Below are 14,853 nucleotides of genomic sequence, written 5' to 3'. Positions count from 1 at the left end.
GGTTGCGCATGGTGTGGGAATGAGCTCGATGAGGGAATGTTGAGGGAGTGCTTCAGGGGCTGGTTGCACTCTCCAGTTCCATCTTGTTCAGCACCACGTCAACAGGGATCTGGCTCGAGAAGCGGCAGGCGCAGGTCTCTGCGGCATCAAGACTCCCATGCTCCCAGTACTTGTTGCTGCCGTTTCCGCCTCCGCAGAACCCGTAGTACTCGCAGGTCTGTTGACAGCGCTCTGTTCCCGCCTGCATCTCCTGCAGCAGGCGCTGGAATGGGGCGCCTTCGGTGGCATCCAAGAGTGAGAGATCGCGGATGTTGCCGAGGTTGAACAATCCGTAGCGCTCGGTTTCCACCGAGAGCAGCTCGGGGTCGAAGGTGGAAAAGTTGCCCTTCGCATCCACGCTCAGAATCGCGTAAGGACGGTTCATTTCGTTCTGTAGCAGACGTTGACCGCCGGCGATCATGCCCATCACCTGGTCGAATTCCCGGATGCGCAGAGGAAAACCGTCCTGTTGATTAAGGGTCCAGAAACGGGAGAGAAACTCGCGGTAACGCCGTTCCTTGGCCAGTCCCTGCATCGAGGAGTTGGTATGAACACCCTCCTGCTCCTCCACGTTGAACCCAAGCGCATGAATCCCCTCATCGCGGAAGAAGGTGTACATGCGTTCGGGTTGATCAAGAGCATCCTCAGTGAGCACGGCGATCGCGTGAAAGTCGATGTTGTGCTTCCTGAGGGTGCGGATGCCATTCAGGGTGTGCCCATGGGATCCCTGGCCATTGCGGAACCGCCTGTGACTGTTGTGAATTTCTTCAGGACCATCAATGCTGACGCCCACCACGATGTTGTTGCGTTGGAAGCATTCACACCAGGCGTCGTTGATCAACGTGGCATTGGTCTGAATATGTTGCTCAATCACTACCCCCTGGGCCTGGAGATCAGCCGTTTCACGATTGATGATGACGCTGGCTTCGTCGTAAAAAGCAGTCGGCAGGGTGAGGGGTTCTCCGGCGTGCCAGAGAATCGAAAGATGGGGACCCCAAAACGGGCTTTCATACACCCGCTCCAGCAGCAGGGGTAGCTGCTGCTGGAGGTTGAAGATGTTCCGCTTCTGTCGGTCTGGTAGGTAGCAGTAGCTGCAGTCGAGATTGCAGAGGGACGTCGACTGGATCACCAGAAGACCGATGGGGCCGTAGTCAGACGTGTTCACCAGTTCGCGAAACCGCCGCGGTAGCCATTGGCGAAGCCGCCGCCGCCGCCGTTAGCGAAGCCACGGCCACCGCCACCGTTGCCCCAGGCCCGGCCACCGTTGCCCCAGGCCCGGCCACCGCCGTTGCCCCAGGCCCTGGCGATGGAGTCGGGAGTGGTGCCGGTGATGCCGTTGCTGTCGAGGAGGGCCCAGGCCTTCGTTCCCATCCGTTCAATGCGCTGTTCGAGCGCATTGCCGAGATCAGGCTCGCGGTGCACGGCGGCTTTCGAGGATTCGCAGAGAATTGCGCTGGTCGCAAGGACGGCGGCAAGGCTCAGCAGACTGGTTTTGTTCATGGTTCAGAAATGAGAATGGACGAACGGGTCAGGGTCAGGACTGCTTGTTGAATTCGGCTGCAGTGGACAACACGATCGTGAAGAAGCTGCCGATCTGGTCATCGCTGAGGCCCAAGGTGCTGCCACTGCCGACCCAGTTGTTGATTTCACTGCGGACTTCGTCGTTGTCGTTGACGTAGGCCGAGAGCAGACGTCCGATGGCCAGGTTGCTCATGTTCAAAAGCTTGGGGGTGGTTCCAGCCACCACGCAGCCGATGCCAGAGCGTGCGTAGGGAAGTGCAGGGACCAGCGCTGCTTCAGGAGCGGTTGCAGCTTGGTTGGCCTTCAGCCAGAGACTGTCGCCGCCGAGAACCTTCACCGTTCCGTCCTTGAGCGCCGCAAGCGCTTCGTCGGGGGTGTCGAAGAACTGGAAGGAGGCGTCATCCACCGATGAGGCCAGAACATTGGCAGCCACGCTGTCTTTCACCACACCAACCGTCTGCCCATTCAGGCTGTCAGGGGTTCCATCGTTGCCTTGAGGGGCCAGCACCCTCACCCCACCCATGGCGAAGGGAAGGGTGTAGGTGAGGGTGCGTTGGCGCTTCCAGCTGAAGGCCACGCCGCAGGCGATATCAGCCGCCCCGGAACGGATTTTGTTGAGTCCTTCCTGCGCCGATCCAACGGCAACAGGTTCGATGTCGATGTCCTTGTCTTTTTTCAGCGGGGACACATTGAGTTGATCCCGAATGGCTTCGAGAACCACGAACGACAGGCCGTCGTAGTTATCACCATCCTTCTTCACCATCGGCAGGGCATCGCCGATCACAACAGCGCGAAGCTTGCCTGTGTCGAAAACGTTGCTGGTCGATTGCTCTGGGGCTGATGCGGAAGATTGTGAGTCAGATGTTTGGCTTGCTTCTTTGTTCTGGCATGCAACCAGAGCCAACGTGGAGAAGGCGAGCAGGCCAGTGGCGGCTCTCTGGATCAGACGCATGACGACGCAGTCAGGACGTATCTCGCTTACGTCTAGGCACGTACGGCAGAAGAGTCCACTACATCCGAGCAAATGATGCCTGATTGGGATCGACGCAGGATCAGCTCACGCCATCAAACCTGGCCACCATCCCCGAGCTGAATGGCGGTGATTTCTTCGAAGCCATCGCCGGGCTGGGGTGCCCCACGCAGGGCTGGATCCTGGTTGATGCACTGCTGCTTCTGTTCGTCGGTTTTGAGGTACTGACAGACCCTTGCCCAGAGTTTGCCGCGAGTGCCGGGGGTTCCTCTGCTGAAGAGCACACGATCAGTGGCCGAGCCTTCGCCCTGAATCTCGACCTGGCAGAGCGCGCAGCGTTGAGACCCCGGTTCAGTGCTCGTCATGGAAACAGTTCAGCGGTGAGAGAAGGGTAATGCTCTCACTGGCGGCTGCTTCACCAGCGAATGGTGATCCCGGGACCACCATTCGCCCAGCCAATTCCGCCACCATTTCCCCAGCCTCCATTGCGGAACCCGCCGTTCCGCCATCCTCCGTTGCGGAAGCCGCCATTGCCCCAGCCGCCATTGCGCCAGCGGCGCCCACCGCCGTTGCCCCAGCCACCACCGTTCCTCCAGTGGCGGGCCAGGAGTTGCTCTTGCTGCTGCTGCAGTTGGTCAAGATTGAGCGCACTCACGCGACGCTCGAGAGCCAGGCCAGGATCAGGTTCAACGAAAACGCGGGCAGAGGCGCCCTGCTGAAGCGTGGAGCAAGCGGCCATCAACGTGAGCAAGCTGAGCAGGGGACTTTTGAGTTTCATGGTGATTCCAACGAGTGGGGGAGAGCGGCTGGTCGTCGGTGAGGCATCAGTTGGATTGATCCGTGTCTTTTCTGAATTCCGTCACCGTTGCCAACACAACGCTGTAGTAGTGGGCGATGTCGTCGTCGCTTAAGCCCACAGCACTGCCAGGGCCGATCCAGCTGTTGATCTCTTTGCGAACGGCTTGATCCCCGTCCACGTAGTCCTGCAGCACCCGACCGATGGCGAGATTGCTGGCGTCCAAAAGGGATGCATCTCCCTCGGTTACGACGCAAGCCACAGATGTGCGGGCGTAGGGCTGATTCGGTACGAGATCATCTTTGGGTGCGACCCCCTCGCGGCTGGCTTGCAGCCAAAGGCTGTCTCCGCCGAGGATTTCAATCGTTCCTTCCTTCAGTGCGCTCAATGCTTGTGCTGGAGACGAAAAGAATTGGAACGTTGCTGTTTCAAGGTTGTTGGCCAGCACTGAGGCGGCAACACTGCCCTTCACGACCCCGATGGTCTTGCCTTGAAGACTGTCAGGGGTGCCGTCATTCCCTTCAGGAGCCAGGAGACGGATTCCAGTTGAGGCAAAGGGCAGCGTGTAATCCAGCAGAGTCTGTCGCTTCCAGCTGAAATCCACACCACAGGCCAGATCTGCTTTGCCTTGCTCCAGCAGGGACTGTGCTTCGCGCAGGGTTTTGACGGGGATCGTCTGGATTGCAATTTCCTTTCCATCGGTGTGGCTGAGCTGATCACGGATGGCTTCGATGAAGACAAAGCTCAAACCGTCGAAGCCCGCGTCTGTTTTCTTCACCAGGGGAAGCTCTTCCCCCACCACGACAGTCCGCAGTTGCCCATCGCTCCTTTTGTTCGCTCCAGGGTCAGCCAATGGAGGCTTCGCTTGGCAACCAAAGGCCAGAAGACTGAGGACACAGATCAGGGCGGGCCTCAGGACGCGATCGGTGGGCATGGGGTAGCCACGGCTGGAGGGATCTCCCTCTCATTGGTAGGGAAAGCCGGTCAATCTGGCTATTCCCTCTGGCGCTGCCGTGGAGGGAGCGCTCATGCTGAACAGGTGATGAGAAGGGGAGTGAATGGATGTTGATCACGATTGACGATTCCTTCCGAACGCTCAGTCAGCACCTGCAGGACTTGTCTCAGAATCACCGGATTCTGGTGGCGACTGACAATCGCCCCTATGCCCTGGCTCTGGCCAGTTGTTTTGCCCTGCATCACGACGATCACCCCAGCCGTCTGGTGGGAATTGCCACGACGCACCGAGAAGCGTTGGCCTGTCTCGATGACGTTCGTGGTCCCCTATTGGCCTTCGTCAGTGAGCATCTGGAAAGCGGGGATGGGCTTGCGCTCGTGGCTGATCTCGAGCAGCGATCAGTGCCTCAGTCGCCCATCGCCACTGTGTTCACCCTGGAGCAAATCGACTCACCGAGGCTGAAAGAGGCGCTGGCCAGCCCTTCGGATGTGGTGCTGGCCCGCCCCAGTCTTGATCTGATGGCGATCGTGAATGCGGTGGAGTCGATTCTGGCGGGAGTGCGGTTTGTGGATCCTGCAATTCCTTTTGCCATCAAGAAGCATGAACTCAATGGCAACCACGTTCTGTCGGAGCAGGAGCGCCGGGTGCTTCAGCTGCTTTGCAACGGCTTCACAAACAAGGGGATCGGTGAGGCGCTCTCAATTGCAGAGACCACGGCGAGAGGGCATGTGCAATCCATCATGCGCAAGTTGAACGTGAGGGATCGAACCGCTGCTGCCGTAGAGGGCATTCGGCGTCACTGGGTGGATTAATCGCATCAGAACCAGTTGAACGACTGGCGCGCGACTCGTCTGACAACGATGAGATCTTCATCGTTTGTGTCTGGAGAGCGCCCTTGGAATCCAGAAGCACGGCTGTGATTGTGATCCTTTGATCAACTCCTTGCGAAGAGGATGTAACCGGATCTTCCTTGGCTGCAAACAGATGGTGACATCCATGACGCAGGGTGCGTCTGGATGCGGCCACCAACCCTTTGATTGCAGGGTGCTTGTGATCTGAGAACGCGTCAATGATGACGGGGCCTTGAACAACATGAATCTATGGCTCGCATTCAAGTCGGCAATTTTTCTCAGGACATCACCAACTTTGATCCAGCGAATGATCAGCTGGATTTCGGCAACATTTCTGTTCATAGCCTGATTCTCGGTGAGGAACCTAATGGAACGGCCACAATCGTTTATCCATGGCAGCCCAATCAGTTTCAGCGGATTCTTGGAGCAAATGGTCAGGGAATTCAATGGAGTGACCTGAGTGAAAGCAATTTCGCTCCCGTGGGCAATGAGCACCTGCGGGGAGATATTGGTGGCGTTTTCTCCTGGGAAAAGGGCATTGGCCCTGCCTTTGATTCTGGAAATCCTGATCGAGAGAGTACGGTCTATATTCGCTCGCATGAACGTGACAGTGTCACGACGATTGAGAATTTTGATCCTGTCACCGACAAGATCAATTTCCTCTACTTCGGAACGAGGGAGCGTCTTTCAGTAGTGAATGAAGGCGCAGACCTGGTGATCAGCTCTGAGCCAATCGGTCAGCGTTTCGTTTTCAAAGGGGTACAGAAAGAGCAGCTGATCGGTGCCAATCTGGAATTCCATTTCGATCAGATCCAGGAGGATCTTCTCGATAGAGCATTCGGCTTCCAGCCTGAACAACTGTCCCTGGTGGACCGCACCATGCTCTTCACGCCAGAAGGTGGTCCTACCGATGGTTTTCAAACGCGAGTAGGGGCATTTGTGACGGCCTCCGGAGAAGCTCCTGGTCAGCCCAGGAGCCTGGAAGAGAGCACGCGTCAAATTCAGGAACGTGCTGAACAGCAAGAGGTTGCTGAACAAACATCTCAGGACATGGGTTCCGAAATGGACATGCCCATGGACACGGGAATCGATATGGGAATGGACATGGGCATGGATATGGACATGGGCATGGATGTGGGCATGGATATGGGAATGGATATGGATATGACGCCTCCGGATCTAACCAAAGTGGTGATGAATCTGCCTGGTGGTTCGAATGTGCATAACAGCTGCCTTCAGTTGGAAGTGGATGGATCCCTTTGGTGGGGCGGCGGCATGGGCGGTAATCTGATTGTCAGAAATCCCATGGGATTTGCCGTCGACGACTGGGAGGTTTCTTTCCTCACTCCCCATGACCAGTTTCAGAGTTGGGCTGGTAATGCAACTGTTGAGGATGTAGGAAATGGTCTCAATCGTGTGACGTTTACTCCTGCTGATTGGAATGACAGCATTCCTGCCAATGGTGAGATTTCCATCAGCTTCAATGCACAGGGTGAAGGGATGCCCAATAGCGGCTCGCTGACCCGGAGCAATTTCTTTGCTCCCGCCCAGGCGTCGATGACGATGGAGATGGGAATGGAGACGGGAATGAACATGAGCATGGGAATGGACACGTCTGCTATGACGCCCGATGTCATCACTGGCCAGGTGATGGATGCAGTCAATCCCTTGGCCTCACAGTCGCTCGAGCTGATTGGCAATGATTCTGGCTATGCCATTGCCCGTGGTGATGAGACCATCGCTCTTGTTCGACGCTCCGGTAAGGCGTTGTCGGATGCCACGTCAGATCGGTGGGACTTTCTTGCTGCAAAGGATGCATTCGGTGGTGGCTTCAGGGTTCTTGCCGAAGGCGAGGGAGATCGTGATGGTCAATTCCGAGTGTTCCGTTTCGACGAGGAGGGTGAATTGTTTGGCCGCGGGCGTTGGATCTCTGAGGAGAAAGCCATTAGCCGCGGTTTGGAAGCGGGCTTCGCTACCGACTTGAATGGCGATGGAGAGCTCACGGGCGTTTCGGGCTTCCCCATGCCTGGGATGGTCATGGCTGATCAGGGGATGACTGTCTGAGGCTGTTGTTCCCAGCGCCAGGGTTTAAAAGAATCAACCATCTTCTCGTTGGGGGAGATGGTTTTTATTTTCGGGTGTGGCTTTCTAGTTCCGAACCGTCAGCTATTCAGAGGATTATTCCAGATCGCAAAGGATAAGTCGTACTTCAGTTGTGATCGTCTGAAAAACCCCTGAGGTGTGCCTGAAGTGTTAATGAGTTTGTCTGAATCTTCATGAACACCCTTCAGATGAAGGGTGTTCATGAAGGTGCTCTTTTGATCAGAATCTAGAGATGTCTCGAATTGCTCCATGGATTTTGTAGGTGGCGGTGTTGTCTATCGGGTCAGTACTTCTGGTGAGATTTCTGGGTTTGATCCCTCTAGAGATCGACTGGACTTTGGTGATACCTCCGTTCACGGTTTGATCCTTGGGAAGCTGGTGGATGGATCGGCTGTTGTCGTCAATCCATGGCAAGATAATTCTTATCAGCGAATCACTGACCCAAGTGGTAATCCTGTGCGCTGGGATCAGCTGTCTATTGAAAACTTCGCTCCTGTGGGCAATGAGCATCTCAGGGCTGACGCGGGTGGTGTGATTTCCTGGGAGCTTAATGTTGGGCCTCGCAACGATGCGGTAGCTGCTGACTCGCAGGGTCGTATCGTCTTCACAGAGCCTGGCAATGCCGTTTCTGAAACGGTTTATATCCGATCCCACGAGTATGGGGTGCAAGAAATTGTCAGCAATTTTGACCCTGAAACAGACAAAATCAGCTTTATCTATCTTGGAACGAGGGAACGTGTTTCGTCGGTCGATACTGATCAGGGACTGTTGATTTCGGTGGAACCCAGTGGTCAAAGCGTGCTGCTGGAAGGAGTCCGGTCAACAGAACTCCGGGCTGACAATGTCGAGTTTCATTTCGATCAGGTCCGCGAAGACAATCTGGAAGCGGTGTTGGGTTTTAACCAGAACGATGTTGCGCTTGTTGATCGGACAATTCTGCTCACTCCGGCAGCACCGGCTGGAGCTATCACGGATGGTTTTCAGGTTGAGTCCGGGAATCCTGTGTATTCCACCGGCGCTCAGCTTGCCAGCGGTGAGCCAGCCGACCACTCCATGCACTCGCATCAGGAGCACGAGGAGGGGGAGCATTCCAGTGACGATCACGCTGGTAATGATCACTCAGGTGGGCATAACCATGGCTACCACGCCGGCAACCTTCATCTGCAAGCCAGTGGATCCCTTTATTGGGGGGGCATGAGTGGAACGCTCACGATCACCAACACATCCGAAAGTGCAATCGACAACTGGTCGGTGAGCTTCGAAACGCCCCACAGTGATTTCCAGAGCTGGGCTGGTGCCGCACAGTTGGAGGCCCTCGATGGAGGTGGCTACAGGGTGACGCTGACTCCTGCGGCCTGGAACAGCACGATTGGTGCAGGTGAGAGCATCGACGTCAGCTTTAACGCTGTCAGTGCCGGTCTGGCGAACAGCGGACCATTAACGAGCGCACTGTTCTTCACCGACTCGGCCGGGGAAAGTTCGGGGTCTGAATCGGATTCAGATCCCAATCCTGATGCTGGCGCCCAGACTCCTCAGGGTGACAGTGTCACCGAGGGCGGCACCGGTGATGAAGCACCGGTGAGCGATGCACCAGCACGCGTTTTCGAGGTCGATGTTTATTCAGGGGAGGTCACCGATTTCCGGCCTGGCATCGATCGTTTGGATTTCGGCGGCCAGTCTGTCCACAACTTGATTCTCGGTAAGACGGAAGAGGGCTATGTCACCTTTCTGAGCCCCTGGAATGACGCTCAGAAAATGACCCTCGTGGGGGTGACCTACGACCAGCTGGCCCTTGAGGACTATGGCGTGGTTGGCAATGAACACCTGCGTCAAGACCTCGGTGGCGTTGTGTCCTGGGAGTTGGGCGTCGGCGAGAAGGATGCCAATACCACCTACATCCGTTCTCATGAATACGGCAAGGTCGAGACCATCACCGACTTTGATCCAGCCACTGACAAGATCAGTTTTCTCTATTACGGCACCCGAGAGCTCCTTTCGGTGGAGCAGGTCGGTGCCGACTTGGTGATTGCGACTGAGCCCACCGGGCAGACCTTCATCTTCAAGAACACCAACCTGAGTGACATCCCCAGCGCCAGCCTGGAATTCCATTTCGACCAGATCGTTGAAGACAACCTGGAGATCCCCTTTGATCGCTCGGTTGAGTCGCTGACGCTCAAGGACCGCACCGCCACCGGCCTTGGCCTTTTGACTCCTGAGGCTCCTGCCGGTGAGCTGACGGATGGATCCCAGACCCGGGCCGGCGATGCGGCGGTGAATGCGCAGCCTCCCCACGACAGCCATTCCATGGGCGACCACGAATCGATGGAGCATGACCCCGACCCCGACCCCGACCCCGACCCCGACCCCGACCCCGACCCCGACCCCGACCCCGACACCAACACCCAAAGCGATCCCAATCTCTCGGCTCTGGAGGTGTCCGCCACCATCACCGGTGGTTGGTCGGGGACCTTCGCTGGAAACGTCACAGTCACGAACACGACCGGTGCGTCTGTCGGCACGGACTGGTCGGTGAGCTTTGTCTCCGATGCACCCCTCAAGAGCGTCAGCAACTTCGAGTTCACCAACACGCTTCGTGACGATGGACGGTATGCCATCACCCTGTCGCCCAAATCTTGGTCAGCACCCCTGGCTGCGGGCGCCTCACAAAGTTCTTACTACCAAGGATCCGGCGATTTCGTCGATCCGAATCAGGCCTTTGATCTTGCCTCCACCGCCAACGTGGCTCCTGGTGCTTCTGAACAGTCTGAAAGCGTTGAGGCGGACGAGTCCTTGGATGTTGGCACCACAGCCCCTCAGGCCAGCACCGTCACCGAGGCCAGCACCGTCACTGAGGGCGGCACCGTCACAATCGACTATGAGCGCCCCGATGGCACAACTGACAAACGGGTGGTGACCTACTTCGAGGAGTGGGGCATCTACACCCGTGATATCAACCTCTCGGATGTCGACGGTCAGTCGATGACCCACATGAACTACAGCTTCTTTGATGTGAAAGCGGATGGGTCGATCACCCTGTTCGATGAATTTGCGGCTCTGCAGAAACGTTTCCCTCAGGCCGATCAAGTCAGCCGCACTTTTACCTCCGATGAATACGACGCTGTGGCATTGGAGCTGCGGGATGTCTATGAAAACTCAGGGCGCTACACCACTACGCAGAGCGGTGACTCCATCACGGTGGCCTCGGTTCCTGTGGGTTGGAACGGGGTTGGCACGAACGATGCGGGCAATTTTGAGCAGTTGCGTCGCTTCAAGGAACTCAATCCGGAGGTCAACCTCGGCTTTGCCCTCGGTGGTTGGACGCTCTCCGATGAGTTCAGCACCGCTTACGCCACCCAGGAGGGTCGCGACAAGTTCGTGAGCGAAACCGTGCGTATTTTCGAGACCTACGACTTCTTCAATGTGGTCGATTTCGATTGGGAATATCCAGGCGGTGGCGGCAAGGCCGGCAATGCGGTCTCTGCCAGCGATGGCGCCAACTTCGAGCTGGTTCTGCGCGACCTGCGCACGGCCCTGAATGATTTATCGGAAGAGACCGGGCGTGACTTTGAGGTGTCGATTGCCACGGCCGGTGGAGAAGAGAAGCTGGCCAATCTCAACCTCGAAGGAATTGACCCTTATGTCGATTTCTACAACGTGATGACCTATGACTTTCATGGCGGTTGGGAGAGCATCACGGGCCATCAGGCGGCGATGACCGGGGATGCCAACAACTACGACGTCACCGGGGCTGTCGATGTTTTTGAGAGTGCTGGCGTGGATCTGAGCAAGGTGGTGTTGGGGGCTCCCGCTTACACCCGCGCCTGGGGCAATGTGTCTGATGGGGGAACCTTCGGCTATCAACAACCTGGCTCCGGTCGTGATGCCGAGGGTTCGTTCGAGGCCGGTGTCTACGACTACAAGGAACTGCTCGACGATGTTGTGACGGGCGCTCGAACTCTCTACTGGGATGACGACAACAAAGCCGCGTTCCTCTACGACGGGGACGAGTGGAGCTCGTTCGAGACCACTGCCACCATTGCGGGTAAGGCGGCTTACGTGGAAGAGAAGGGTCTCGGTGGAATGATGTTTTGGGCGCTCAGTAACGATGCTGAAGGGGAGGCCAGCCTGGTGAACGCTGCAGACGATCTGCTTCGCCAGGGGGTCAGCTATGCCGAGGTGGTCGGGCGCGCTCCGGCGTTTGATTTCATCGTCGGTGGTGATGGGGTATTCGGTCTCGACGACTTCCTTCTCCTTGCCTGAATAAGACCCCTAGCGTGAGCGGAGTTGCTCTGCTCATGCCTGTGGGTTCAGGTCAGTCATCGATGGTCAGGTTTGTGCGGTTGCAGGGGATCGTCGCGGCTCTGCTGTTGACCCTGTTGCAGCCGATGCAGGCGCTTGCGGCCTCTGCTGCTTTGCCTGGCAGTCACAGTTTCGTTGCTGATGCGGTTCGTGATGTGGCTCCAGCTGTCGTCCGGATCGACACCGAGCGCGTGGTGGAGCGTCAGCCCTTTGACCCCAACTTGATCGACCCACTGCTGCGAGATCTCCTCGGTGAGCCCAGCTTTGGTTATGGCCCCGAGCGTCAACGCGGGCAGGGTTCGGGAGTGGTGATCGACCGCGAAGGGCTTGTGCTTACCAATGCCCATGTGGTGGAGCAGGTGGAGCAGGTGAATGTGACCCTCGCAAATGGCGAACAACGCGATGGCGACGTGATCGGCCGTGATCCAGTCACCGATCTGGCTCTGGTGCGACTGAAAGGCAGCACCCTGCCGCCTGCGGCACGGCTAGGAGATTCCGAAGCCCTCGAGGTCGGCGACTGGGCCATTGCCCTTGGCACCCCCTACGGCCTGGAGCGAACGGTCACGCTCGGGATCGTCAGCAGCTTGCACCGCAATATCAGCAGTCTTGGTTTCTCTGACAAGCGTCTTGATCTGATCCAGACCGACGCCGCCATCAACCCTGGCAACTCCGGTGGACCTCTGGTGAACGCAGAAGGCCGGGTGATCGGGATCAATACGTTGGTCCGTTCAGGTCCCGGAGCAGGCTTGGGGTTCGCAATCCCCATCAACCTGGCTCGCCGGGTGACGGACGAGCTGCAAGCAGCCGGCGAAGTGGTGCACCCTTACCTCGGCGTTCAGCTGATCGCCCTCACCGCTCGCATCGCCCGGGCGCACAACGAGGACCCCAATGCTCTGGTTGCACTGCCCGAACGGGCTGGTGCCCTGGTGCAGTCTGTTCTTCCGGACAGTCCAGCTCAGAAAGCGGGATTGCGCAGGGGTGATCTGGTGATCCAGGCCGGCGAGATGCCCATCGATGACCCTCAGGATCTGTTGCAGCAGGTGGATCGGGCGGAGATCAACCAGCCCCTTTCGCTCTCGATTATCCGCGGTGAGCGCGATCTGCAGGTTTCCGTCAAACCGGAGCCCTTACCGGGATTGAGCTGAAACCCTTGCTACGGTCTCGCCGAACGCTACCGGACCATGTCGGAACTTCAGAATCAGATGAAGCAGGCCGTTGCTGATGCGGCTGTGAAGCAGTTCCGCGACGGCATGGTGGTGGGTCTGGGGTCTGGCTCCACGGCGGCTCTAATGATCAAGGGTTTGGGGGAACGCCTTGCCACCGGTCAGCTGAGAAACATCGTGGGAGTGACCACGTCCTTCCAGGGCGAGGTTCTTGCTGCAGAACTGGGCATTCCTCTTCGCAGCCTCAACGCAGTGGACCGGATTGATCTGGCGATCGACGGTGCTGATGAAGTGGATCCAGCGTTCCAATTGATCAAGGGGGGTGGTGCTTGCCACGTGCAAGAAAAGCTTGTTGCTGCCCGTGCCGACCGTTTCATCGTGGTGGTCGATTCCACCAAGCTTGTGGAGCGTCTGAATCTCGGATTTTTGCTTCCTGTGGAGGTCCTGCCAGGAGCCTGGGTTCAGATCAGCCAGCAACTGAAAGCCATGGGTGGCGAAGCCGAACTGCGCATGGCGACACGCAAGGCTGGTCCGGTGGTAACCGATCAGGGCAACCTGGTTCTGGATGTGCGATTTGAAGGGGGCATTGCTGATCCCGCCTCTCTCGAGAAAGAGATCAACAATATTCCCGGCGTCCTCGAGAACGGTTTGTTCGTCAACCTGGCCGACGAGGTGCTCGTTGGTCAGGTTGACGATGGTGTTGCCAGCGCACGCAGCCTCGAGAGGGCCAGCTGAGTTCAGCGAAGGCGAATCTTCACCGAATTGGCATGGCTGTGTAGTCCTTCACTGCCGGCCAGTTCAATGACGGCACCACCGGTGGCTTCGAGGGCTTCACGGCTGAATTCAATCAGTGAGGTGTGACGCATGAAGGTTTCCACGCTGAGCGCACCGCTGTAACGCGCTGCGCCGCAGGTGGGCAGCGTGTGATTCGGGCCCGCAAGGTAATCCCCCACGGCTTCCGGGCTCCAGGGTCCGATGAAGATGGCTCCGGCTTGCTGGATGCGATCCGCCAGCATGCGAGGCCGCTCAACAAGAAGCTCAAGGTGTTCAGGGGCAAACCGGTCACTCAGCGACGCGCAGGTTTCGAGGTTGTCGCAGACCACGACGAGTCCCCACTGCTGCAGGGATTGCCGGCAGATGGCTTCCCGTGGGTTTTTTTGAAGTTGTTGCTCCAATTCAGCAGGCAGCGCCTCTGCCAGGGCGCTTGAGGTGGTGAGCAGGATCGCAGCCGCAAGCGGATCATGTTCCGCCTGGGCCAAGAGATCCGCTGCAACCTGTTTCACGTTGGCCGACGCATCCGCAATCACCAGCACTTCGCTGGGGCCTGCGAGTGAGTCAATTCCCACCTGCCCATAGACGAACTTCTTGGCCAGGGTCACGTAAAGATTGCCAGGCCCGCTGATCACGTCGACCTTCGGGATGGTTTCGGTGCCGAACGCCAGGGCCGCAATCGCCTGAGCCCCACCGATCCGATACACCTCGCGCACCCCTGCCAAGTGGGCTGCGGCGAGAACGGTGCGGTTCACGGTCCCGTCGGATCCCGCGGGGGTGACCATCACCAGTCTCTCCACGCCCGCAGCCCGAGCTGGTACAGCGTTCATCAGCACCGTGCTCGGGTATGAGGCCCGTCCTCCGGGGACATACAGGCCAGCGGCCTGAACTGGACGCCAGCGTCTCCCAAGACGCTCACCATGAACTCCTTTGACCTCGAGATCCAGAGGCCTTTGACGCTGGTGGAAATCCTGGATCCGCCGGTGGGCCAGTTCCAAGGCATCCCTGAGGTCGGGAGGGGTGGTATCCCAGGCACGCTGAAGTTCTTCGCTGGGGACCTGGAGCGGGTCGGGGACAAACCCGTCGAACTGCTGGGTGAGTTCCATCAGGGCCTGATCCCCGTCCCCTCTCACCTGGGCGAGGATGGATTCGACGCTTTTCGCTGCGTCTCGCTGGGATTGTCCGGCTGTGCGGGTGGCGATCTGATCCAGTCGCTGTTCTGCATCGCTGATCGCGTCGATGGTTTGGATCACAGACGCTTCGACGCTGGTAGGGGGGCTCGATGTGGTTGTCAACGGCTGATTGTGCATGGGTACAAGCTAGTTCCAAGCTTGGATAGAAAAAATGGGTTTGGAAGTGCTGCGCTATGGTTATGGATTGTCGAT

The 14,853-nt window shown here is 57.8% G+C and carries 13 protein-coding genes; 5 read left to right on the top strand and 8 right to left on the bottom strand.

Going from position 1 to position 14,853, the window contains the following annotated elements:
• Positions 1 to 52 precede the first annotated feature (52 nt).
• From grrM to grrP (SynMEDNS5_RS10650), 6 genes are all read right to left on the bottom strand, one after another.
• Positions 53 to 1,204 carry a cyclophane-forming radical SAM/SPASM peptide maturase GrrM/OscB gene (gene grrM / locus SynMEDNS5_RS10675; RefSeq protein ID WP_186583361.1) on the bottom strand — a complete coding sequence of 384 codons (1,152 nt, stop codon included), beginning with the start codon at positions 1,202 to 1,204 and terminating at the stop codon, positions 53 to 55.
• Positions 1,201 to 1,539, bottom strand: coding sequence for a GrrA/OscA1 family cyclophane-containing rSAM-modified RiPP (gene grrA, locus SynMEDNS5_RS10670; protein WP_186583360.1), 339 nt, complete (start codon positions 1,537 to 1,539; stop codon positions 1,201 to 1,203). The genes grrM and grrA (SynMEDNS5_RS10670) overlap by 4 nt, the downstream gene beginning before the upstream one ends.
• Before the next feature lie 34 nt (positions 1,540 to 1,573).
• Positions 1,574 to 2,512 (bottom strand): extracellular substrate binding-like orphan protein GrrP, encoded by a 939-nt coding sequence (grrP, locus tag SynMEDNS5_RS10665; RefSeq protein WP_186583359.1) that lies wholly within the window; start codon positions 2,510 to 2,512, stop codon positions 1,574 to 1,576.
• A 113-nt stretch (positions 2,513 to 2,625) separates the two neighbouring features.
• Complete coding sequence (locus tag SynMEDNS5_RS10660; RefSeq protein WP_186583358.1) at positions 2,626 to 2,895, bottom strand: hypothetical protein; 270 nt, start codon at positions 2,893 to 2,895, stop codon at positions 2,626 to 2,628.
• Between the two features lie 50 nt (positions 2,896 to 2,945).
• Complete coding sequence (grrA, locus tag SynMEDNS5_RS10655) at positions 2,946 to 3,308, bottom strand: GrrA/OscA1 family cyclophane-containing rSAM-modified RiPP (RefSeq protein ID WP_186583357.1); 363 nt, start codon at positions 3,306 to 3,308, stop codon at positions 2,946 to 2,948.
• Between the two features lie 46 nt (positions 3,309 to 3,354).
• Positions 3,355 to 4,260 (bottom strand): extracellular substrate binding-like orphan protein GrrP, encoded by a 906-nt coding sequence (grrP, locus tag SynMEDNS5_RS10650; RefSeq protein WP_255440138.1) that lies wholly within the window; start codon positions 4,258 to 4,260, stop codon positions 3,355 to 3,357.
• Between the two features lie 128 nt (positions 4,261 to 4,388).
• On the opposite strand from grrP (SynMEDNS5_RS10650), the gene SynMEDNS5_RS10645 reads away from it, so the two are divergent.
• Together SynMEDNS5_RS10645 and SynMEDNS5_RS10640 are read left to right on the top strand one after the other, a co-directional pair.
• A complete protein-coding gene (locus SynMEDNS5_RS10645) occupies positions 4,389 to 5,093 on the top strand; it encodes a response regulator transcription factor (RefSeq protein WP_186583356.1) in 705 nt (234 codons plus the stop codon).
• Positions 5,094 to 5,381: 288 nt separating this feature from the next.
• Positions 5,382 to 7,196 carry a cellulose binding domain-containing protein gene (locus SynMEDNS5_RS10640; protein ID WP_186583355.1) on the top strand — a complete coding sequence of 605 codons (1,815 nt, stop codon included), beginning with the start codon at positions 5,382 to 5,384 and terminating at the stop codon, positions 7,194 to 7,196.
• An 858-nt stretch (positions 7,197 to 8,054) separates the two neighbouring features.
• Here the strand turns inward: SynMEDNS5_RS10640 and SynMEDNS5_RS10635 are convergent.
• Positions 8,055 to 8,285, bottom strand: a complete 231-nt coding sequence (locus SynMEDNS5_RS10635) for a hypothetical protein (RefSeq protein ID WP_186583354.1) — start codon at positions 8,283 to 8,285, stop codon at positions 8,055 to 8,057.
• Between the two features lie 3 nt (positions 8,286 to 8,288).
• On the opposite strand from SynMEDNS5_RS10635, the gene SynMEDNS5_RS10630 reads away from it, so the two are divergent.
• From SynMEDNS5_RS10630 to rpiA, 3 genes are all read left to right on the top strand, one after another.
• Positions 8,289 to 11,495, top strand: coding sequence for a glycosyl hydrolase family 18 protein (locus tag SynMEDNS5_RS10630; RefSeq protein ID WP_186583353.1), 3,207 nt, complete (start codon positions 8,289 to 8,291; stop codon positions 11,493 to 11,495).
• Positions 11,496 to 11,620: 125 nt separating this feature from the next.
• On the top strand, positions 11,621 to 12,679 hold the full coding sequence (locus SynMEDNS5_RS10625) for a trypsin-like peptidase domain-containing protein (RefSeq protein ID WP_255440390.1): 1,059 nt from the start codon (positions 11,621 to 11,623) through the stop codon (positions 12,677 to 12,679).
• A 36-nt stretch (positions 12,680 to 12,715) separates the two neighbouring features.
• Entirely contained in the window at positions 12,716 to 13,432 is a 717-nt protein-coding gene (rpiA, locus tag SynMEDNS5_RS10620) for a ribose-5-phosphate isomerase RpiA (RefSeq protein WP_186583352.1), read from the top strand.
• 2 nt (positions 13,433 to 13,434) lie between these two features.
• Here the strand turns inward: rpiA and hisD are convergent, their stop codons facing one another.
• Positions 13,435 to 14,778: a histidinol dehydrogenase gene (gene hisD, locus SynMEDNS5_RS10615; protein ID WP_186583351.1), complete on the bottom strand. Its 1,344-nt coding sequence runs from the start codon at positions 14,776 to 14,778 to the stop codon at positions 13,435 to 13,437.
• Between the last annotated feature and the right edge of the window lie 75 nt (positions 14,779 to 14,853).

Origin of the sequence: Synechococcus sp. MEDNS5, assembly GCF_014279875.1 — a bacterium.
Taxonomy (GTDB): Bacteria; Cyanobacteriota; Cyanobacteriia; order PCC-6307; family Cyanobiaceae; genus Synechococcus_C.
This window is presented reverse-complemented; position numbering and strand designations above follow the sequence as displayed.